The sequence below is a fragment of the Allorhodopirellula heiligendammensis genome (assembly GCF_007860105.1).
In the GTDB taxonomy this organism is placed as follows: domain Bacteria; phylum Planctomycetota; class Planctomycetia; order Pirellulales; family Pirellulaceae; genus Rhodopirellula; species Rhodopirellula heiligendammensis.
On sequence record NZ_SJPU01000002.1, the window covers coordinates 1,352,522 to 1,373,293 of the forward strand.

General features: G+C 57.3%; 17 protein-coding genes. 11 read left to right on the forward strand and 6 right to left on the reverse strand.

Annotation, left to right across the window (positions count from 1 at the left end; all coding sequences use genetic code 11):
- Positions 1–213 precede the first annotated feature (213 nt).
- From ffh to rplS, 4 genes are all read left to right on the forward strand, one after another.
- The gene (gene ffh / locus Poly21_RS15460; RefSeq protein WP_146407841.1) at positions 214–1,686 is read left to right on the forward strand and encodes a signal recognition particle protein; all 1,473 of its coding nucleotides are present in this window, start codon (positions 214–216) and stop codon (positions 1,684–1,686) included.
- A 97-nt stretch (positions 1,687–1,783) separates the two neighbouring features.
- Positions 1,784–2,206: a 30S ribosomal protein S16 gene (gene rpsP, locus Poly21_RS15465; RefSeq protein WP_302119785.1), complete on the forward strand. Its 423-nt coding sequence runs from the start codon at positions 1,784–1,786 to the stop codon at positions 2,204–2,206.
- Positions 2,207–2,228: 22 nt separating this feature from the next.
- Positions 2,229–2,936 carry a tRNA (guanosine(37)-N1)-methyltransferase TrmD gene (gene trmD / locus Poly21_RS15470; protein ID WP_146407843.1) on the forward strand — a complete coding sequence of 236 codons (708 nt, stop codon included), beginning with the start codon at positions 2,229–2,231 and terminating at the stop codon, positions 2,934–2,936.
- 52 nt (positions 2,937–2,988) lie between these two features.
- Positions 2,989–3,342 (forward strand): 50S ribosomal protein L19, encoded by a 354-nt coding sequence (gene rplS, locus Poly21_RS15475; RefSeq protein ID WP_146407844.1) that lies wholly within the window; start codon positions 2,989–2,991, stop codon positions 3,340–3,342.
- A gap of 312 nt (positions 3,343–3,654) precedes the next feature.
- Here rplS and Poly21_RS15480 read toward each other — a convergent pair whose 3' ends face one another.
- Positions 3,655–4,827, reverse strand: coding sequence for a hypothetical protein (locus Poly21_RS15480; RefSeq protein WP_146407845.1), 1,173 nt, complete (start codon positions 4,825–4,827; stop codon positions 3,655–3,657).
- A 422-nt stretch (positions 4,828–5,249) separates the two neighbouring features.
- On the opposite strand from Poly21_RS15480, the gene Poly21_RS15485 reads away from it, so the two are divergent.
- The 3 genes from Poly21_RS15485 to Poly21_RS15495 all read left to right on the forward strand — a co-directional run bounded on the left by Poly21_RS15485 (position 5,250) and on the right by Poly21_RS15495 (position 10,638).
- Positions 5,250–6,623, forward strand: a complete 1,374-nt coding sequence (locus Poly21_RS15485; RefSeq protein WP_146407846.1) for a dihydroorotase — start codon at positions 5,250–5,252, stop codon at positions 6,621–6,623.
- 111 nt (positions 6,624–6,734) lie between these two features.
- A complete protein-coding gene (dprA, locus tag Poly21_RS15490) occupies positions 6,735–8,006 on the forward strand; it encodes a DNA-processing protein DprA (RefSeq protein WP_146407847.1) in 1,272 nt (423 codons plus the stop codon).
- A gap of 151 nt (positions 8,007–8,157) precedes the next feature.
- Positions 8,158–10,638 (forward strand): hypothetical protein, encoded by a 2,481-nt coding sequence (locus Poly21_RS15495; RefSeq protein ID WP_302119072.1) that lies wholly within the window; start codon positions 8,158–8,160, stop codon positions 10,636–10,638.
- A 66-nt stretch (positions 10,639–10,704) separates the two neighbouring features.
- Here Poly21_RS15495 and Poly21_RS15500 read toward each other — a convergent pair whose 3' ends face one another.
- Both Poly21_RS15500 and Poly21_RS27580 read right to left on the reverse strand, forming a co-directional pair.
- Positions 10,705–11,193, reverse strand: coding sequence for a class I SAM-dependent methyltransferase (locus Poly21_RS15500; protein ID WP_302119074.1), 489 nt, complete (start codon positions 11,191–11,193; stop codon positions 10,705–10,707).
- Positions 11,194–11,450: 257 nt separating this feature from the next.
- Positions 11,451–11,621: a hypothetical protein gene (locus Poly21_RS27580; RefSeq protein WP_302119076.1), complete on the reverse strand. Its 171-nt coding sequence runs from the start codon at positions 11,619–11,621 to the stop codon at positions 11,451–11,453.
- A 234-nt stretch (positions 11,622–11,855) separates the two neighbouring features.
- Between Poly21_RS27580 and Poly21_RS15505 the strand changes: the two genes are divergently transcribed.
- The 3 genes from Poly21_RS15505 (at position 11,856) to Poly21_RS15510 (ending at position 14,847) form a co-directional block, all read left to right on the forward strand.
- The gene (locus Poly21_RS15505) at positions 11,856–12,989 is read left to right on the forward strand and encodes a tetratricopeptide repeat protein (protein ID WP_302119078.1); all 1,134 of its coding nucleotides are present in this window, start codon (positions 11,856–11,858) and stop codon (positions 12,987–12,989) included.
- A gap of 414 nt (positions 12,990–13,403) precedes the next feature.
- Positions 13,404–13,580 (forward strand): hypothetical protein, encoded by a 177-nt coding sequence (locus Poly21_RS27585; protein ID WP_302119080.1) that lies wholly within the window; start codon positions 13,404–13,406, stop codon positions 13,578–13,580.
- 52 nt (positions 13,581–13,632) lie between these two features.
- On the forward strand, positions 13,633–14,847 hold the full coding sequence (locus Poly21_RS15510; RefSeq protein WP_146407849.1) for a DUF1559 domain-containing protein: 1,215 nt from the start codon (positions 13,633–13,635) through the stop codon (positions 14,845–14,847).
- Between the two features lie 109 nt (positions 14,848–14,956).
- Here the strand turns inward: Poly21_RS15510 and Poly21_RS15515 are convergent, their stop codons facing one another.
- The 3 genes from Poly21_RS15515 to Poly21_RS15525 all read right to left on the reverse strand — a co-directional run bounded on the left by Poly21_RS15515 (position 14,957) and on the right by Poly21_RS15525 (position 18,191).
- Entirely contained in the window at positions 14,957–16,414 is a 1,458-nt protein-coding gene (locus tag Poly21_RS15515; RefSeq protein WP_146407850.1) for a DUF1583 domain-containing protein, read from the reverse strand.
- A 160-nt stretch (positions 16,415–16,574) separates the two neighbouring features.
- Entirely contained in the window at positions 16,575–17,378 is an 804-nt protein-coding gene (locus tag Poly21_RS15520) for a hypothetical protein (protein ID WP_146407851.1), read from the reverse strand.
- A 183-nt stretch (positions 17,379–17,561) separates the two neighbouring features.
- Positions 17,562–18,191, reverse strand: a complete 630-nt coding sequence (locus tag Poly21_RS15525) for an RNA polymerase sigma factor (RefSeq protein WP_146407852.1) — start codon at positions 18,189–18,191, stop codon at positions 17,562–17,564.
- A gap of 110 nt (positions 18,192–18,301) precedes the next feature.
- Here Poly21_RS15525 and Poly21_RS15530 point away from each other — a divergent pair, with 110 nt between their 5' ends.
- Positions 18,302–20,593 carry a serine/threonine-protein kinase gene (locus Poly21_RS15530; protein WP_302119083.1) on the forward strand — a complete coding sequence of 764 codons (2,292 nt, stop codon included), beginning with the start codon at positions 18,302–18,304 and terminating at the stop codon, positions 20,591–20,593.
- Positions 20,594–20,772: the final 179 nt, after the last annotated feature.

The window sequence follows — 20,772 nt, forward strand, 5'->3', positions numbered from 1 at the left end:
CCGTGAAACTAGCGATGGGATGATCAGAAACGCCCCTCGGCACCTCGTGCGATGCCGTTGGGTCGACGGTGATAAGATCGCAGGCGGGTGGACACGTTTGGTCATGGCCGTAATTTCCGATGAAATACTAGCTGTCCATTTACAAAAACCCCTGTCGATGCGTAAACTGTCGGGCTTTCCGTTAACCTTGCCGTCTTTGCGTACCCGTCGCCCGTGTTCGATTCCCTCTCTGAAGGCCTGCAATCCGCTTTCAAAAGTTTGTCTGGTAAGGGCAAACTGACCGAAGGGAATATGCGCGACGGTCTCAAAATCGTCGAACAATCGCTGCTCGAATCGGACGTCAGTTACAGTGTCGTGAAGGAATTCATGGCACATGTGACCGAGAAAGCACTTGGCAAGCGGGTCTTGCTCAGCCTCCGCCCGCACGAAGAACTGGTGCGGATCGTTCACGAGGAACTGGTCGAGATCCTCGGCCCCGTCGACCCTTCTCTGCATCTCAATGCCGATCGGCCGACCATTTTGATGCTCTGCGGCTTGCAGGGTAGCGGTAAAACGACCACCTGTGGCAAGTTGACGCAGTTGCTCCGCGAGCAGAATATTCAGCCGCTGCTCGTCGCCGCCGACCTCCAGCGCCCGGCCGCCATCGAGCAGCTCAAGGTCATCGGTGAGCAGCTCGGTGTCCCCGTCCACGCGGAGACTGAGCACAAGGATCCGGTGAAGGTCTGCCAAAACGGCGTCGACCGCGCACGGCGTGATGGCAACCGGGTCGTGATCCTCGACACCGCTGGTCGACTCGCTATCGACGCGGAGTTGATGGATCAGCTCAAGCGAATTGATAAGAAGGTTGGTCCGGATCAAGTTTATCTCGTCGTCGACGGCATGACGGGCCAAGACGCTGTCAACAGTGCTGGAGCGTTTAACGAAGCTCTGGAGCTCGATGGCGTGATCATGACCAAGCTCGATGGTGACGCCCGCGGCGGTGCATTGCTATCGGTCAAGCAGGTCACTGGCGTGCCAATCAAATTCATCGGGACCGGTGAACGATTTGACGCCCTTGAGCCGTTTCGCCCCGAAGGCATGGCAGGCCGCATCCTGCAGATGGGCGACATGGTCGCCGCCGCCCGCGAAGCTCACCGGATCGTGGACGAGAGCGAGCGGGAATCGCTTGAGGAGAAAATGGCGTCAGGCCAATTCTCCCTCGATGATTTTAAAAACATGATGCAGAAAATCGCTCAGCCCGGGCTGATGGGACGCATGATGGGTCTGATGCCGGGGATGTCCCAGTTCAAAGAGGCGCTCGACAGCGAAGAAGCTGGCGGGCAGATGAAACAGATTATCGGGGCCATCAATTCGATGACTCCGGCCGAGCGTAAAAACCCGAAGCTAATCGATGCAGCCCGGCGAACCCGCATTGCGGCTGGAGCCGGGGTGCCTTCGTCGTCGATCACACAGTTGATCAAGCAGTTCGACACGATGAAACCGTTGATGCAGATGATGTCGGGCAAGGGCGGCGGAGACCGGATGGCGATGCTGCGTCAGCTCCAGAGCGGTGCGATGGCCGGCGGTGGTCTCGGTGCCACGAAAATCAAACAATCCACGGGCAAGCGTCTGTCGCCCGCCGAACGGGAGAAGCAGCGCAAAGAGCGTGACAAACTCAAACGCAAGATGAAACGAAAGGGCCGCTAAACGCGACCGACCGACTTTAGACTTTTAAATCAACCGCACCAAAACCAACGCTAATTATCTTTTTGGAGACCTGACCGAGATGGCTGTCAAAATTCGCATGAAAAAAATGGGGCGTACCCATCGTCCTTTCTTTCGTGTTTGTGCAATGGACCAACGTAAACCCCGTGATGGACGAGTGATCGAGGAACTCGGCCACTACGACCCCATGTGCCCCGAAACCGACGCGCGTGCTCAATTGAAGAGCGACCGTATCGACTATTGGATCAGTGTGGGTGCCCAACCCACCGAAAAGTGCGCCACGTTGATCAAGAAGTATGGCACCGACGGCACCCATCTCGACGCACAGCGTGAAGCCTTGGCGCGTCTCGGCCGCCGCAAGGACTACACGCCCGCGCCCGTGACGGCCGCTCCTCAGCCCAAAGCGGAAGCACCGCAGGCCGAAGAGCCCGCTCCCGCTGCAGAAGCTCCAGCCGAAGAGTCGCCTGCGGCTCCTGAAGCCGAAGCCACGGCATCCGAGTAAGCTGTCCGGCGAGTAAAACCTAGTGAGGATTGACGTTGTTACCCTGTTCCCCGCGATTTTTGACGGTTACCTGACGCAAAGTTTGTTGCACAAGGCAATCGTCCGGGGGCTGGTCGACATCCAGCGTCATGACCTGCGGCAGTGGGCCGAAAACGTACCTCATCGCAAAGTCGATGACCGTCCGTTCGGCGGCGGCCCGGGAATGTTAATCCAAGTCGAGCCGACGGTGAGTTGCGTTCGTGAAATCGAGTCGGACGCTGCTGACGGAGCCGAACAGGCCCCCATCCGCAGAATCCTGCTCACGCCGCAAGGCAAGCCATTCGATCAACGTCTGGCCGAAGATATCGCTACGAGCGAGCGAATTGTTTTGCTCTGTGGCCGATACGAAGGGTTTGACCAACGGGTCCATGACATCTTGGAGCCGGAAGAAATTAGCGTTGGCGATTTCGTTCTCAATGGGGGCGAGGTCGCTGCCATGACCATCATCGATGCCGTCGTTCGGTTGATTCCCGGCGTCCTAGGTGATGAAAACAGCCATCGAGATGATTCCTTCAGCCGCGGAAATCGGCTGCTGGAGTTTCCACAATACACCCGGCCCCGCGAGTTCGAAGGACACTTCGTTCCCGAGGTCTTGCTCAGTGGTGACCATGCGGCAATCGCCGCTTGGCGGGCTGAGCAAACACTGATCCGAACCAAGGCCCGCCGTAGCGATCTGCTCGACGAGTCCTAAATCATTCAACTTACCAATCCAGCCAGCCCTAAAAAATATTAGCGAGAGCGTCATGAGCAATGCCATCATGGACATGGTCAACAAGGCCAACCTGAAACCAGAAACCCCCAAGTTCGACATTGGCGACACTGTCGACGTCCACACCAAGATTCTCGAAGGCGCCAAAGAACGCATTCAGGTTTTCAGTGGTGTCGTGATCGGCCGCTCGGGCAAAGGATCGCAAGAGATGTTCATGGTTCGCCGCATTGTCGCCGGTGAAGGCGTCGAGCGCAAGTTCCCCGTCCACAGCCCACGGATCGATAAGATCGAAATCAAACGCAGCGGTGTCACCCGCCGTGCGAAACTGTATTTCCTCCGCGACCGCGTCGGCAAGGCTGTCCGTCTGAAAGAACGTCGCCGCGTCTAAGCATCTGTTGCTAGAAGGCTTTGCTGTTCCCTGCGCCAGCATCGTTGGGCAGCAAAGCCGAGCAGCGGCCAGCGATACCACCCGCCCACCGATCCCGACGCGGCCTGTACGGCGCGTGGGTGGATCGGTGCGAGCCAATTTTAATGCCGCCGATTTAAACAGGTGTCCCGTACCGTTTCGGTTGATATCGAGTCGGGGATTGGATCGGTAGGCGAGCGAATCGACCCGATTGCTGGATCAGAAGACTCAATCGCGCGAATCTTGAGTGATTAAGGTACCGGACACCTTGTTCATTTCGGACACCTTTTTCATTTATGCTGCCTGCACGGCGCGTTGGTGAACCGGGGCGAGCCAGTCTTGCATCGCGCCGAGATCTTTCGACCACGTGGCACTGGTGCGTCGATCGCAGAACGTGTGGAAGAGGCCGTCGACAGTGTCGCACAGCGTCCGCACCGCTTCGATGCGGTCGTCATCATCGAATTCGGTGTCTTCATCGAGGATGATTTTCGCACCGCTGATGCCAAAGGTTTCCGCTTGCAGGGTCAGGTCAAACTGCTGTCCATCGCGGACCAAAATCATGCCGGTTTTCCGAGGCAGCTTGCCGTGCTGGATCGCTTGCATTGCCTCGGGCAATTTCACCGGTGACTCCGCCGTGATCGTCTCTTTGCCGGATTCACCGACCGGGCATTCGAGAGTGAGTGTCTTCGCCAGCATCACGGTCACTTCGGTCCCATCGGGAATCGTGATCGTGTCTGTTTGTGTTTCCAGCGTCCACCACAACCACAGCATGAATTCATTGCCTAGAAAATCCGGTGCTTGGGAGTGTTCATTCGCCCAGGCAACGCTGCCGTGCGCCGGACCGGGGGCAAAGCCGGCGGGCACTACTTCATCCATTTCGGCGTAGCGGTCCGCTTCGATGGCCCACGCCTGAGCGATCGTCCCCGCGCTGACGTGCCGCAATTCGACACCGAAAACTCGCTCCAGGAGATCGGCGCAGTGTCCGCTGGCGGTCCCCGCCGAGCCGCCAAAGTACAGCATTTCGTAGCTGTGATCCCACAGTAGCGAAAACGGCTGGAATTTGCGGTACTTCCCGGTGGCAGCTTCGGTTTCGCAGCGTTGTTCGACGGCTTCCTTTGCTTCCTTCCGCTGTGATTTTGTGGGGACCCCACTGGGGTTGTCACGGCCCAGGCCGGCCAGCTCCATTTGCAGCCATGCATTCTTGATGGCGGCGGGAATTTGGTTGGTATCAATGCGAACGCCGAAGTGCACGGCATCGTTAATGACATTCTTCTCCAAATCAAAATCTTGATCGAACAGGTGGGCGCCACCCAGAAAGCCGGTGTGAACGTTTTCGGTCGAGTCCGTCTCGACCCTGCCAGCGGCGTGCTGCTGCATGAGGTCGATATGTTCTTGATCAAAACTTGCGGATTCAAATTTTTCAACGCGGAATCGTTCAAATGAAAGACTACCGGACAGGAAGGGCATGAAGGTTTCCGATCAAATGAGGTTGGCGCGCGAGAGGGCACGTGTGGGGCGAACAACGAGACGCACGGGTTGTCATCGTCCAGCGAACGCGTCGACTTTGATCGGCATCGAGCAAGGTGTTGTCAGTCTTCGCACGCTGAAAAACCCCTGTAATGGAACTAGCTCACTGAACCGGCATAGGCTGCCTGGTTCCGTCCGTCGCAAGTTCGAACGGAAAGTCCGCAGCCCGAGGTAATTTGCACTGAGTCCCGGCGGCGACGTCGGTGCTGGCGTACCGTCCCACCTTGCTGCCGCCTCCCGCGGGGCTATGTTGGCAATCGCACACTGGACCGGGGATTTGCGTCCCTGGCAGAGTGCTGGCGTCGTTGCCGGGGCGACGATGCCTCTGCCGACTATCCTTCATCGTGGGAGCTTCTCAAATCATGGCACGTCTTCTTATTCGCAACGCCTCGGTCGTCCTGCCCGGTGATGGGTTCCGGTCCAACTCAGGTGAGGTTCGTGCGGCGAATGTGCTCATCGACGATGGAAAGATACTCGATGTTGATGCTTCGGCATCTGCGTCGTGCGATGAAGTGGTGGAAGCCGACGGATTGCATCTTCTGCCGGGAGTCGTTGACGATCAGGTTCACTTTCGTGAGCCCGGATTGACTCAGAAAGAGGATCTAGCGATGGCCAGTCACGCCTGCGCAGCCGGTGGCGTGACGACGTTTCTGGAGATGCCCAACACCAAGCCGCCTGCGATCACGGTGGAAGGTGTTCGTGCCAAAGAGTGTCTCGCTGCCGCGAAGTCCCTCGTTAACTACGGTTTCTACATTGGGGCCACACCTGACAATGTCAAAGAGTTGACAGAGGTTACCGATGTACCGGGGATCAAAATCTTCATCGGCAGCAGCACGGGGAACTTACTCGTTGACGAACAGGCGGCTCTCGAACGGATTTTTGCTGAAACCACGCTGCCGATCTGTGCGCACTGCGAGGACGAGACGACCGTCCGAGCGAACGCGGAACGTATCGGTCAAACCAGCGATCTGGCTGATCACTCCCGGATCCGCGACGAGCGGGCAGCGATGATTGCCACCGAGCGAGCGACTGAGTTGGCGCGGCGGCACCAGCATCGGTTTCATGTGCTGCATGTTTCCACGGCTGCCGAGCTCAAGTTTTTGCGAGATCCATCACCGTACTTAACCGCTGAGGTTTGCCCGCATCATTTGCTATTTAACGTCGACGACTACGAGCGGTTGGGCAGCCGCGTGCAAATGAATCCCTCGATCAAGACGGCCGCGGATAATGCAGGATTGTGGCAGGCGCTTGCGGACGATGTGATCCAGGTGATTGCCACCGATCACGCGCCCCATACGCTCGAAGAGAAAAATCAGCCGTATCCGCAGAGCCCCTCAGGCTTGCCCGCTGTGGAGAATTCGTTGGCGCTGATGCTCGATCAAGCCCACGCGGGCCGTATCACGCTGCCGCAGATTGCTCATTGGATGAGCGATGCCCCCGCCCGCGTATGGGGAATCACCGGCAAGGGACGCATTGCTGCCGGGTATGACGCCGATTTGGTTCTCGTCGATGCGTCACAACGGCGAACGATCCGAGATCAGGACCAACACACCAAGTCCCGCTGGAGCCCGTGGGATGGCGAAACCCTGACGGGCTGGCCCGTCCGGACATGGGTGGGTGGACGTCAGGTTTGGTCCGCCGAAACGGGCTTTGACGAAGCTGCCCGAGGCACGAAGCCGCACTTCGACCACACCCGTGGAGGTTACTGGTCGACAGCGAACGGAATCGGCGTGTGATTTTGGTAGACTGAAGCAGTGTCGACCGACGGTTCGTTGTCGCACGCTGGCTTCGCCTGCGGGAAGTTGTACACATCTACTAGATTCTGGCAGAATCGAAAGGATCCCCCGGTGTCCGACGAGCTCTTCTATTGGCAGCGTGAACAGGAGAGTGTGGAGCCATCGCCTGGTGACGAGCCATCGCCTGGTGACGGGCCATCGCCTGGTGACGGGCCATCGCCTGGTGACGGGCCATCGTCTAGTGACGGGCCATTGCCGATTGACGTTGGCTTGCGAGATCAACTGCAGTTGTGTTTGCTGCCGGGGTTAGGGCCGCGAAGTCTGAGCGTGCTGAGCGAGGCATTCGGGGCAGCGTCCGATATTTTGCGAGCCGACTCGAGCGATCTGCAGCGCGTCCCCGGGATTGGTCCCAAGCTGGCCCATACGATTCGGTCGGCGCGAGACTATATCGATGTTGACGAGGTCATCCGCTGGTGTCAGCAGAACAGCGCTCACATCATTCAGCGGGGCGAGGACGGTTATCCAAAGCCTTTGGAGGAACTCGACGACGCCCCACCAGTTCTCTTTTGCCGAGGTCGTTGGAAGGCGGTCGACGCCATCTCGGTGTCCATCGTCGGTACGCGGCACGCGACCGCGTACGGTCTCGAACAAACACGCCGGCTAGCGCGCGATCTCGCGGCTGCCTCGGTGACAATCGTCAGCGGGCTGGCACGAGGCATCGACACGGCGGCACATCGGGCAGCATTGGAGGTGGGTGGCCGTACGATTGCTTTTTTGGGCGGTGGGTTGGGCCAGATGTATCCAGCAGAAAATAAGACTTTGGCCGCCGAAATCGCTAATCTGGGAGCTGTGATTAGCGAATATGCACCTCTTGCGAAACCGCGTGGTGGCATGTTTCCGCAGCGCAATCGTCTGATTGCTGCGGCAGGCCTGGCGACGCTCGTGATCGAGGCCCCCGAGCGGTCTGGTGCGTTGATTACGGCGCGGCTTGCGGGCGAGCTCGGGCGCAGCGTGGGCGCCCTGCCCGGCCCCGTCAACAGTCGTGCTTCGCAGGGCTGCCATCGCTTGATCCGCGATGGTGGAGTACTCATCAGCAACGCTGACGATGTACTGGAGTTGCTTGGCCCACTGAGCGAGCCCATTGTCCGTGGTGGCGAATCTGATGCGAATCGCGCCGAACGTGAAATGCGAGATGGGCGGGAACTATCACTCAATGAGCTCGAATTGGCGGTGCTCGATCAGATTTCTCCTACCGGTAGTTCGCTCGATGCGATCACCGTGGCCTGCGAATTGTCATCCGCGCGTGTCTCGGCGATCGTCAGCGTCCTCGAAATGAAACGCTTTATACGGCGTCTTAGCGGGCAATACGTCGCCAGAGTCTAGCAGTGACAGTCAGCGAAGCGGGGTCCGCCTCGCTTTTTGGCTCAATCCTTTGTGTCAAGTCGTCTTGACCTCCAATTTCCTTCGGCGATACCCTTTGCGGTTTGCATCTTCACGCAGTTTTCGATTGCCCCCGCCCCGCTAGGCTTCTCTGATGAGTTCGAGTCCGTTCGAGATCTTTCGACGCAACCTCAAGCCCTTGATGGTTTGTCTGACCCTGTTGGCTCTGTTCTCTTTCGTCGTCCTGCCGGCGCTGGATACGTACATGCGTCGTGGTGGTGGGATTAACTCCAACCCAGTTGCAGCCACGTTTGATGGCACGGAACTGACGCGCACGCGGGTTGCCCGCACCACACAGAATCACCGCGCTGTCGTCCGGTTCTTGTATGAACTCGCCAACCTCACTCTCAAGCGAGGCGGCGTCCCGCAGACGCCAGGTTTCCAGTTCGACGAGCAATCGGGCGAAATCCGCGGAATTGGCATCGACGCTAACCCCAGCGAAGAGGCCACCATCCACACATTGCGATTCTACCACGAAGCCCAAAAGGCGGGGTTTGAACTGGATGACGTGCAATTGCAGGATTGGCTGACCCGGTTCTCTGACGGAACCGTCAGCGATAACGAGATCGCAGCATTGCTATTGCAGAGCAGCGGCAGGCAGCTCGGCCAGCAGCATCTCTACGAACAACTCCGCATGCATCTGTTGGCCGACTTGTATCAACGCGGGGCGCTCGTGGGATTGAGCAATGGTCAGATCCCGATCGTCACCCCATTGGGCCAGTGGGAGAACTTTCTGAAACTGAACCAGCAGGCGACCGTGACCGCTTACGGCGTCTTAGCGAGCGAATATTTCGACCAAACCGAAGAAAACCCGAGCAAGTCCGACATTCAGGCGACCTACGACGCCGGTCGCGAGCGGATGAGCTTTCCAGGTAGCGATTCACCATTGCCTGGGTTCCGCCGTCCTGATTCGGCTGAAATTGAGTACGTGGCCGCCGATCTGCAGCAATTCATCGACGCTGAGAAAGCGAAGCTCACCGAGGAGCAGCTACGGCAAGAGTACGAACGGCGGCTCGCCGGCGGCGATTTCCAAGTCCCTGCCGATTTGATCGTCCCTGCGGAAACGACCGACACCGATGATGCACAGGCTGCAGAACCGAGTGCCGACGAAAGCGATGCGGCTGCTCCGGCTGAGGAAATGACTCCAGCGGAAGAACCAGCCCCAAGCGACGAACCAGCCCCAAGCGAGGAGCCAGCAGCGAGCGACGAGCCAGCTGCCAACGAAGAAATGGCTCCTGCCGAAGAAATGGCTCCTGCCGAAGAAGCGGCCCCGAGCGAAGAAGCGGCCCCGAGCGAAGAAACGGCCCCGAGCGAAGAGCCTGCTACCGAGCCGGAATCCGCTGGAGAATCAGAATCCGCGGAGCCCGCTGAGGAAGAGTCGTCGCTGTATCGTCGTCAAGATCCGTCGGTTCGATTGGTAGCCTTCCAAGACGAGGAGACGACCGCAGGCGCTGACGAGAATGAGGAACCGGAAACCGCTGCCGAGCCGGAGCCATCCAGTCCCGAAACGCCCGTGGATGCGGAAACCCCAGCGGCTCCCGCCGAACCCACGATGAGCCTCGATTTTGACGACGAGCCGGCACCTACCAAGTCTCAGGCCTTTGACGATGTTCGCGACCAAATCGCAACGGAGTTGGCAACCGGGCCCGCCAGTCGCGCGCTCGACAACGCAGTTTCCGAGGCCAACAAGCGGATGCGACGTTACTTCAGCGAGCTTGCTGTTCACGAGAGCAACGTTTCGGTAGGTGTCCAGAAGGAATCGGATGCGCCCGCTCGACTGAACCTGAAGGACATGGCGGAGGAGCTCGGGTTGCAGTACGGAAAGACCGATGGACTCGTGAACCGTCTGAGCGCTGACGAAATCGCCCCCGGAAATTCGTTCGGTTTGGGTACGGGTTTGAATCGACGTGGACCACCCTACAGCGCCATGATGTTTGGAGCGCCGATGCAGGACGGATCTGTCCTTCAGCCCCAGCCGGTCTTCTCGCCGCTTCGCTCGGTCGATCTCGAGGCGGGCGTGACCTACATCAGTTGGAAGACGAAGGACGTGCCGTCGTACATCCCGACGCTCGACGAGGCCCGGGACGAAGTAGTGCGTTTCCTTCGTATGGGTGAAGCGAGAAAGCTAGCTGAAGAAGCTGCCGACAAAATTGCTGCTGCCGTTGCCGGCGGTTCAAAAAAGCTCGCTGATGTGATCCCGGCTGACAAAAAGGATAACTTGATCGAAAACGTCGGACCTTTCAGTTGGCTCGAACAGGTCGGTTTCATGCAGACCGTTCCTGCGGAAGTCCCTGAACTCGACGCCGTGGGCGACGACTTTATGCGTGCCGTTTTCACCACCGAAGTGGGTGCCTACGCCGTTGCTCCGAACGATCTCAAATCGGTTTACTACGTCGTCACGCCAACGGAGTTCCAGCCCGATGAAGAACAGCTTCGGGAGCAATTCCGCCAGCCGCAACAGCGGTTCATGGCCCAGTTGCTCGGTACTCAAGATTCAAACAATTTGATTCGTGGCTACCTGCAATCGGTCAATACGCGGACCGGTTTCAAGATGAATTCGCCCGAAGACGAGTAAGCGACCGCGATAAGATGCCAGTCGCCACCGTCAGCAGACGTTGGCACCGGGGTTCCGGCGGCGGAACTATTTCGTGCAGCGATATACGAACGCCGGCGGTAAATTACGCCACACCGTTGGGCTGCGATGGACATCTGAGAAGCTCGACCGCAGCCGCCGGGAAAATCGCCTTCCCGCCGGCAGCACAACGCCTTGCCAGTAGGCGAAGGTGGCAAATTGGCCACCGGGACGAAGCACGTCGAGGGTCGCGTCGAGAATGCTCGCCTGGAGCGATTCGGGAAACGATGCCCACGGTAGTCCGCAGATGATCGCGTCGACTTGGTGTATTCCCTCACGTTGGCACAATTGCTGTACATCGGCGGCGGAAGCTTCGTGAACCGTGGTGCCTGGGCACCGCTGGCGAGTCAGTTCTGCGAGCTCGGCGGAGCGTTCGACGGCGAAAAAGCGAGCGTCGGGATGCAAACGCTGGGTGATGCCCTCGGTGAAAACACCCGTGCCCGGCCCATACTCGACAACACCTCGTACTTCGCTCCAATCGAACCAATCGACCATCATGTTGACCAGCCCCGGGCTGCTCGGCGCTATGGCCCCGACCGCCGTGGGATGGCGAGCAAAATTCTTTAGAAAGGTCCAGGCAGGCAGGCCCTGGCGAGCGCGTTCGGTGGAAATGGTGAGGCTCTTGTTCAGCGGCAAAAACGATCGTGAAACTCGCTTGGAGGCTTGGCGATCGATGATAGCGTATTCTCGCTGCAGCTCGTACCTCGGACCCCGCTTCGGGACTCTGCTCCCGGCCGCACCATCAAATAGCAAACTCAGTCCAGCTCGACGTCATCCACTTCCACATTCAGGCCTCGCAGGACATCGCGAAGTTTGTTCTCAAGATCGTCGAGTTGGGCCAGCACATCATCTTGGCGTTGTTCCAGCTCGGCGAGCAGTTGGCCGGGAGCGTTTTCGACGGAGTCAGTCAATGAGCTAGGAAACATCGGGGCGACCGGATTGCGGGCAAAAATGGAGAAGTGAGGCGGTAGGTGAAAAACAGATCGGGTCCGCTCGATCGCCTACCGATATTGACGATCGGCCGATTTCTGCCGGGATTCGCGACCACGTTCCGGTCGTGCGGGTCACTCCGGAAAGGAAAGATTTGCGGATTCTCCGGCTGGCAACGGTCGTGAGGGTTTTGATATCAGTGCAATGTGATCCAACGAGAAAGGAACTCTTTGAACGCGAGTTCACACGATCGTCATACACGCCGATTTGCCGTTTCTGCCCCTCAGAGACGTGTCATCGGCCGGTGCGTCTGGGCATCGTTGATCGCCGCTGCGCTCACGGCCGGCTGTATGCAGCTGGGATGCCGCAGCATCGTCAAATTTGGAGAAAGTCGTCAGAGCGTGGCGGCCCGGCGGTTGTCCCGGCAGGGACTCAAAGCGGCTCGCCAAGGCGAGTGGGGCGTCGCGGAGGACTTGTTCAGCAAATCACTTGATGTGTCGGACAACAATGATGCCGCGCATCGGGGACTCGCCGACACACTGTGGCTCCGGGGGCGACGCAACGAGGCGATCGTGCACCTCAAGCAGGCCGTCCAGCTCAGCGCGGGAGATCCGAAACATCTGCAGCGACTCGGCCGCATGTACCTCGAACTGGGACGCGTCGACGAAGCTGCGCGGCAATGTGAGATCGCGCTTCAATCCGATCGCGAGTGGGCTGCTTTGTGGGCGCTATGGGGCGACTGTGAAATGGCTCAAGGCCGTTCGCCTGCTGCGTTGGCGGCCTATCACCGCGCCCTGTCGCTGCAGCCCGATTATCCATATGTACAGTTGCAAGCGGCAGAGATCTACCATCAACAGAAGCGGCATGATCGGCTGCTCGCGACGCTCGATCGCTTCAATGAATCGGGCGGATCAGCGCTGGTCAACCAAACCGATGGTGGCATCATTCCCGGCCGCGCTGATCTGCTGCGTGGTCTGGCGTATCGCGAACTCGGGCGTGGCGACGAGGCCACACGATGCCTCATCGCCGCGGCGCAGAAGAATCCGTCTGACGTGACGGCGCGGCTGCAACTCGCCGCGTCCTCGATCGCGGGCGGCGATTCAGTGGCCGCTCAGGGATGGATCGCACAGGCCATGCGAATTGACCCCGAGGCCGTCGCGGCCTCAGGTTGGGTACGCAGTAGCATCGATACCTCGGAACTGGCCGGCAACATGGCGATTTCAGCACTGGATGATCCTCATCCCAACAGCCGCATGCAGTCCGTCTACAGCCCGGACTCAGGGCTCTCTCGTCCAGGTGACGCAAACGCCCCTCGGTCAAACTCCCGGATGGCGATTGGACCTGCGAGCCGAGAAAGTCGCTAGTCACCACGAGTCCTCGCAACCGACGCCTTCGCGATGTCCAGCAACGTATCAGCCTGGACAGAATCTTTCCAAAGAAGCGTCATGATCCCCGGACAATTTGACGGCGGCGATACGGCTCATGAGAGCGGGGAGGCTAGGCACGCGACACTCAGTGGGCGCTACCGATGGAGGGCCGCAATGGAACTGTACCAGAGGATGGCATCTGTTTTTTGATGAGCAGCCGTCATAAGCCGCCCTGCTACCTGGGTAATTTGTGCGGATTTTCATGGTGGCGGGAATTTGCCACTTGTCAGAATCCTTGGGCCTTCATACCGTTCTTAACCCCACGAACGATGGCGGACTTGGTCGATTTCACCATTCCCCTCGTGTTGGGACACCCATCCCCACCTTGTAAGAAGTTTAAGAATTAAAAAGATGAAAAAGAGCTGGATTGTAAGTGCTTTGGTTTTGCTCACCACGAATTTTGCAGTTGGCTGCAGTGATAGTGAAAACCGGAAAGTGGAAGCTCCCGTATTAGATGCAGCGGAGCAGCAAAAAGAGTACGACGACTATGACCAACAGCAAGCCGCTGCGAATAAAGACTACAAGTAGCGTTTTTCGGCGCTGCTGAATTATTAATTTTCTCATCAATAGAGGTATTTGGATGAATAGAGATTTTCGTAGAAGGCGTGGTTTCACGCTGGTTGAACTATTAGTGGTGATTGCCATTATTGGGGTCCTGGTTGGTCTCCTATTGCCGGCCGTGCAGGCAGCGCGAGAAGCAGCGCGGCGGATGAGTTGCAGTAACAACTTCAAGCAAATCGGCCTCGCTCTTCACAACTATCACTCGGCTTACGACAAACTGCCGATGACGATGGGTGGGACCTACCAGCCCAACGCTAACGCAGGGGGGACAACCCCGGCCGATTCGAATAACCGCTATCGGCTCAGCTGGCTGGTTGGTGTACTGCCGTTTATGGAGCAACAAGCTTTATGGCAGCAAATCAGCAATCCCAATCAGTACTCGTCGGGAACTCTGATGACCGGCCAGGCTTGGAATGCGATGGGCCCTGCACCCTGGACGACGCAGTATGATCCATGGATGACCGACATCAAAGCGCTGCGCTGCCCGAGCGATCCAGGATTCGGCGCGCCAGCGTTGGGACGCACTAACTACGGTGCGTCCTTAGGGGATTCCACTGACTGGACAACCAACGGAGCCTTTACTTTTAGCAATGGCTCTTGGGTTTCCGCAGGTAGTCGAACGAGTTCGTGCCGAGGTGTGTTTGTTGCCCGCCAGTTCACAGGATTTCGAGATATCCTTGACGGGACATCCAACACAATCATGGCTGGCGAGTTGCAGACGAGTCTGGGTGATCGCGCTAAGACGACCCATTTGGCAAATAACCCGCCCGGCGGGTGGAATGCGTTGCACACGAATCCGTCGACGTGTTTCCAGGCTAACTTCATCGATCCCACCCGGCCTCAGTTCTGGTGCAACGGTGGCGCTGGGTGTACATCGCCCAGTCTCAACGGCGGCAATCAAATGCGAGGATTTCGCTGGGCCGACGGCGGCTTGCTGTACACGGGTATCACCACAATTCGCCCACCCAATTCGGAGCTATGCACCGCTGGTGGCGACTCCTCGAGTGGCACCATGTCGCCGAGCAGCTACCACCAGGGTGGAGTGCACGTGTTGATGGCCGATGGTGCGATCAAGTTCATCACGGACTCGATCGAAGCTGGTAACCAGCAGTCACCTGTCGTCAATAGTTCCATGTCGCCCCCCTGCTTGCCGGCCGGCAGCGCCAGCCCATTCGGTTTATGGGGAGCTTTAGGAACGCGTGCGTCTCACGAAGTCCTCAGTGGTGACTTTTAGGGCGTCTTGATCTAGGTCGTCAAATTTACCCAGATGGGGGTTTTGCCAGCTTTGCTTAGTAAGCCTCCATTCTGGGTTTGGGGTTGTAGGCGTACCGCGTTTGCCCTGCTCAATTTTCGCCGTACACCTGGATGTTTTTCCATTGGACTTCGGAGCGGCCACGGGCCCCGCGTGCGTTTTGAATCACGCCGATCGCAGTGATCGTAAATTCATTCTTAATTGGTACACGTCCCAAAACGACCGTGTCATCGGCACCTGTTACTGAGTAGAAAAAGTAGATCGCTCGATCCCTCACAGCGATCCGCAGTTGATCGATCATATCGATTGGTACGGACCGAATTGGTCGATAAACTAACTTCCCTAAGTGGTCGCGTCCGACTGTTCGGCAGTTAAGTTCTTTCGCACCGTCTTGTTTGTAACGGAGTGACAGTGTGGCTTCGATTAACTCCGCAGTCTGATCTTCACGGAGTCGCCCCACGCCATCGCCCGCGCTATGGGGAGATGCATAGAAGCACAGCGTGACATCGTTGTTGGAGGATGGTTTGCTGGACGGATCGATGTGGATGATGTGCAGATCGGCTTGCACATCTAAGTCACCATTGACTTGGCAGCGCTTAAGGATATTGGCTGATTCCACATCACCGGAGGCCTCGACGAGCAATCGAAAGCCGGGATCGTCCGGGGCGATCGTGGCGTGCGGCGTTAGCTTCCATGTCAAGCCTCCCTCACCGGTGGATTCGTCGACATCCTCGGTCAAGTCTGTCAGCAGCCTGCGGTGTTGATCGAGCTGGTCTACCAGCTCCGCAGAGCCCATTTCCTCGGTCGGCAGGATGTGAGTTTCGATCTGCTCGGCGCGTACATGTAAGTCGCTCCAGATGACGCTGGTCTCGAGGCCCTGCCCGACTTGAGCGACCAGACGGATGCCCTGGACTTCGACCGGACCCAGTGGGAAAGCGGCACGACCGATCACGCGTTCGCCGCTGCCGTCCAGGGCCGACTGCAAGGCGGTAACCGTGGTTCCCCGCCGCGCCAGCCGCAATCGACCGGCGACGGAACTGTCTGCGACCTGCCTGCCGCCTAAGTAGATAACCTTTCCTTCATCGTTCATTTTTTGGCCAGCCAATGCCAGTTCATGCTTACCGCTGATGCGATCGCGGCGCCGGTAAAGCGTGACACGGTTGCGATCACGGTTGTCTAGGAGAACCATCAAGCCGACACCACAGTGCCAGGTTGGCTTGCCATCACTGATAGCTAAATCGCGATAGCTCACGTCGATGTCAAAGTCACCGGCAACCGACACGCAGGCGCGAATCTCACGGACTCCCTCGGTCATGCTCTTGCGATGCCGAATCCCAGCGGGAGTTCGCTCGATGGTCGCCGGGTCTCCATTGAAGTCTAGCGACTCAAAATTGACATCACCGGCGAGATCAGGATTCCACTGTTGGGGGAGTTTTTCGCGACTCTCGTTCAAAGAATCGATAACGTCGTTACCGGCGCACTCCGGCATCACACATGCCAGAGCAATGGCAATCACCGACGTACTGATCAACTGGAGATGCAAAGTCATTGTCGAGTTCGATGTTTTTGGGCAGGCACCTCAGCGGGCGCTGCGAAAAATGGGATTAACAGGTCAACACTTGTCTGCAGGACGCCATTTTACGCGAAAAAACAGCTCGTGGTTAGAATTCGACAATGCCCAAGGGAAGCGCGACAAACGTTCGCTCGCTCTACAATTGTTCGAAGAATTCAAAGTCGTCCGCTTCATCGAGTGGGTTGAAGTTCATCGTCCATTCGGGGAGCGGGGACTGTGGTTGGAATCGGAGTTGGTCAAAGCCGCTGCCGCCGTCAAGATCAACGTCGTTCGCATTGACTTCCTGAAGGGTGAGGGAGTCGTTGTCAGCACCTAGATTAATGTCAAGTTCATCCGCGCGAGCCCGGAAGAAGCCGACGGTATCATTACCGCGTCCCGTCTCGATATGGAACTCATCGATGGCTCGAACCATATATCCATGGACGGCGTCATTTCCATTTCCGGTTTCGATTTCGATGTCGTCCGCTCCAACATTCCAGAGTAGGATACTGTCGGCCCCCCAGTCATTGCCGCCTTCGATCATCAGATCGTCGATTGCACCCACGTTGTAAAAACGCACGGTGTCGCTGCCATCACCAAGGTCGATGTCAATGTCAGCGTCGTCCCAATTCGTGTACAATCCACTGAGCACGACTTCGTCATTGCCGCCTTCCATATCGATGTGAATATCTTCCAAAGTTTGCCGCTGTTTCCCCATTGAGGTCAGGGGGATTTGCGCGGACGAAAGTCCATTGACCGTCGTGCCCGTTTCTCCCTGCACGTGCACGATCCCATTGCTTTCCCAAACCGAAATTTGGTTGGATCGAAAATCTCCGTCAATGTGAAGGTCGAACGTACTGCCGCTCGATGAAGTCGTAACGGAGACATCTCCCGCCATCATTTGGCGATTTTCGAGTGCTTGAAATCCACGGATTGGGTTTCGTGAGTTGCGACGGGGCATCGTTCTTCTCTTGGGCTAAGGAGGTTTCTTTTTTAGGAGCGGGTTTGATCCTAAAAGACCAAGCGGTCCTCCTAGCGACGTGTTACCGATAAAGTTTTCGATTTGTGATTTCGCCCGGTTCAGGCCAGGTTTTTCGTGGGAAATCGATTCGTTTGCCGATTCTTGCGATCGAACGAGCCCTGTTCAGTCCCGCGTCGGCTTGACGTCGGCCAAGGTCTTTTCGAGTGATCGAACACATCGTGACAACAGCACCCGCGTGGCGACGTCACTTTTCCCAATCGCAGCGGCGATCTCCGCTGTCGATTTGTTTTCTAGGTACCGCATTCGGATGGCAGTTTGCTGTTCGTCGGGCAAGGAATCGACTGCTATTCTCATACGGTGCAGTCGAACGTCTTGACTGACCGCGGCACTGGGTGACGTGATGCTGGCGACCAACCAATTCCCGAGGTCGTTGGCGCCAGCGTTCCCCTCGTCGTCTCTGCCGGCGGCGTGACGTCCCGCGTCGCGGCGGGCCGCGGTGAAATGATGTCGATGGGCGTCAATGACACGGCGTCGCGAGATTTGTTGCAGCCAACTGTCGACGGTGTATTGATCCAACGGGGCCGTCGATAGCGTCGTGAAAGCGGTCGTGGAGACCTCTTGAAACAAATCCTCTACCTCGATCATCGTCAACAATCGCTCGCTGGCAATCGAGCGAATGAATCCAATCAACGGCTCACGATGGTGGTCCAGGTGCGCTGCCAACGCGTCGACGTCACCGCTGCGAATGCGATCGAACCGATCAGCATCCCGATCGTCAGCAGGCGGATTCATGATGGGAAGTCCGAGTTGAAAGTCAATGAAACGTCCGACCTGCAGCGGTGCAGGTTACGATGGTGGCTTGGACAGGAATTGCAGGCCAAGGACCGACAGTGGAGGATGAGTTGAAGTCTAGCAAAAATCCCGATGCCGAGTCTGCCGGCGTGTCCGCCGACGTTGACTGCGACGAATGGTTGGAACAGTCTCTGACCCGCCTGGAGAGTCGTGGGCCTGTTTCCGTGGCTAGGGATCTGCTGTCGGCGATGCCTCCAACAATTCGGCATTCTGACTCTGCCTGCAAAAAATTGATTGTCCGGGAATTGATCAAGCTGGATATGGCGTTGTCAGCGTATCAAGGACACGTACGAAGCCTGGACTTTTATTGCGATGACGTCCTCGCCTGTGACGCTGTCACATCCGATTTGATTTTTGAATACCTTCAATTGGCGAGGCAGTTCGGGGCCGATGTCGACTTCGCAAATCTGAATCGTCGATATCCGAAGGGATCGTGTTCGATCGGTCAGCTCATCGCCGAGGGCAATTGGATGGGTGACCGCTCGGCCAAGCTGATCCGACGCTACCGCGTCGGAGAGAAGCTGGACGATTTTGAAATTCTGCGGTTTCTGGGAAGCGGTTCGTTCGCGGATGTTTATCTTGCGAGACAGATGTCGATTGGGCGATTGGTTGCCCTGAAGGTTTCGTCCAGGAGTGAAGACGAAATCAAAATGCTATCGCGTTTGGACCATCCCAACATCGTTCGCGTTTTTGATCACCGCGTGGTCAGCGGCGATTCGTCGACGACTTCCACGATGTCGTTAATCTACATGCAATTTCACCCCGGCGGCACACTCGCCGATGTGATCGCATGGCGATCTGCGATGCCCGAATCTTCATCACGGACTGGACAGGTTTTCTTAGACTGCATTGATGGGCGTCTTTTCGATTTGGCTCAACCGCCGCCTGATCAATCCTCCACGCGGATGTTCTTGAGCGACGCGAGCATTCCCTCAGCGGTTGCTTGGATCGGTATTCAAATTTTTCGGTCGCTCGCTCATGCGCATCAACGCGGAGTTCTGCATCGAGACATCAAACCGGCCAATGTTCTATTAACGGCTGAAGGTATTCCGAAATTGGCGGACTTCAATGCCAGCCAAGCTTCAGCGGCGGATGTTTCGGTCGGCAGTGTTTTCGTTGGCGAGGGCACGCTATCCAGGTCAACGAGTCAGGCGGGTATCGGCGGCTCGCTGGCTTACATGTCGCCGGAACACTTGCGCGCAATGAGGAAGCAATTCGATCGTGATTCGGAACTGACTGGCGTCCACGTGGTTGATCATCATGCCGATATTTACTCGACATCGATGTTGCTATTTGAATTGTGGCGGGGCCACCGACCGTTCGGGAATGCCCAGCCTGCAGCCACCACCGTACAAGCGATCGACGAACAATTGGAGTTGCGTTTCAGGCCGATATTGCTTGAGAACTCGATCACTGTAGAAAATGCAGATCAGACTTTCGCCGACCGACTATTGGAATCGATCCTGCAACGTGCGTTGTCTCCTGATCCCTCGGACCGATTCAAAAATGCATCGGCCATGGAGGGGCAATTGCGGTTGGTTCTGCATCCGAATACCGCGCGGCTGTTTGACCCGCCCGCTGGCTCGATTGCACGCCGACTTTTGTCCCTGCCGATTTGGTTGAACGCGTGTGTCGTTCTGCTCGTTCCCAATGTGGCAGCGATGTTCACGAACTTCCACTACAACCGCAACCAAGTGCTTAGTGATGAGTCGGTGCGTCTGGAGTTGGATGCCATTTCGTGGGCGATCAACCTCGCCGTGATGCCGGTTGTGATCCTGCTAGCTATCTATTATTCAAGAAGCATTACGCAATCGATTATAAGCGTATCGAGCGGAGACGCACCCTCGCATGAACGCATGGATGATACACTCGATCTCGGTCACATCGCTGCCGTCATTGGTGCCACGTTGTGGGCTGCATCAGGAGTGACGATCCCGCTTCTATTGAGTCTCGAGGCGGATGGTTTCGATCGTTTCAATGCCGTGCATATGTTCGCGTCGTCGCTCGGTTGTGGCGGATTCGCGATCATCTATCCCTATTTCGCGATGACGACATTAGCGAGTTGGGTATACTATCCACGATACCTCCTGCACACACTTCGTGACGAAGGCTTTGAAGCTCGTCGTCAACGGATTGTTCGCCGAGGTCAATACTATCTGACAGCGGCTTCGTTGCTTCCCATGGTGGTGGCAGCCGGTATGATTGCCAGCGAGGCGGCGTCAGCCACAGCGATCATCGCCGTTCTGCTGATCGGAGCCAGCGGCCTGATCATATCCAATGCACTTCATCACCGCACGCTGAGCGTCTGGGGACGTTTGTCGACATGGATGTCCGTCGAATGAATTGCGGATCGTGATTATCAACTTTTCGCTAGAGTCCTCTTCGGACAATTCGTGGACATCGTCAGTCCAGGTCCAAACTGCTGCCGCATTCGCCGGTTTGGTTCTTACACGGGGTTGCAGCGTGATGCAGAACCGCTCACAGCGGCGGTCTGATGACGCTCAGGCTTATAATTGAAGTG

What these genes read in the sequence shown, in the direction of transcription:
- Poly21_RS15480 (WP_146407845.1), bottom strand. Translation starts at nt 4,827, where the DNA reads ATGCCCTTCCTGTCCGGTAGTCTTTCATTTGAACGATTCCGCGTTGAA.
- Poly21_RS15520 (WP_146407851.1), bottom strand. Translation starts at nt 17,378, where the DNA reads ATGCCCCGTCGCAACTCACGAAACCCAATCCGTGGATTTCAAGCACTC.
- Poly21_RS27580 (WP_302119076.1), bottom strand. Translation starts at nt 11,621, where the DNA reads ATGTTTCCTAGCTCATTGACTGACTCCGTCGAAAACGCTCCCGGCCAA.
- Poly21_RS15495 (WP_302119072.1), top strand. Translation starts at nt 8,158, where the DNA reads ATGAGTTCGAGTCCGTTCGAGATCTTTCGACGCAACCTCAAGCCCTTG.
- rpsP (WP_302119785.1), top strand. Translation starts at nt 1,784, where the DNA reads ATGAAAAAAATGGGGCGTACCCATCGTCCTTTCTTTCGTGTTTGTGCA.
- Poly21_RS15510 (WP_146407849.1), top strand. Translation starts at nt 13,633, where the DNA reads ATGAATAGAGATTTTCGTAGAAGGCGTGGTTTCACGCTGGTTGAACTA.
- rplS (WP_146407844.1), top strand. Translation starts at nt 2,989, where the DNA reads ATGAGCAATGCCATCATGGACATGGTCAACAAGGCCAACCTGAAACCA.
- Poly21_RS15500 (WP_302119074.1), bottom strand. Translation starts at nt 11,193, where the DNA reads ATGATGGTCGATTGGTTCGATTGGAGCGAAGTACGAGGTGTTGTCGAG.
- Poly21_RS15525 (WP_146407852.1), bottom strand. Translation starts at nt 18,191, where the DNA reads ATGAATCCGCCTGCTGACGATCGGGATGCTGATCGGTTCGATCGCATT.
- Poly21_RS15485 (WP_146407846.1), top strand. Translation starts at nt 5,250, where the DNA reads ATGGCACGTCTTCTTATTCGCAACGCCTCGGTCGTCCTGCCCGGTGAT.
- Poly21_RS27585 (WP_302119080.1), top strand. Translation starts at nt 13,404, where the DNA reads ATGAAAAAGAGCTGGATTGTAAGTGCTTTGGTTTTGCTCACCACGAAT.
- Poly21_RS15515 (WP_146407850.1), bottom strand. Translation starts at nt 16,414, where the DNA reads ATGACTTTGCATCTCCAGTTGATCAGTACGTCGGTGATTGCCATTGCT.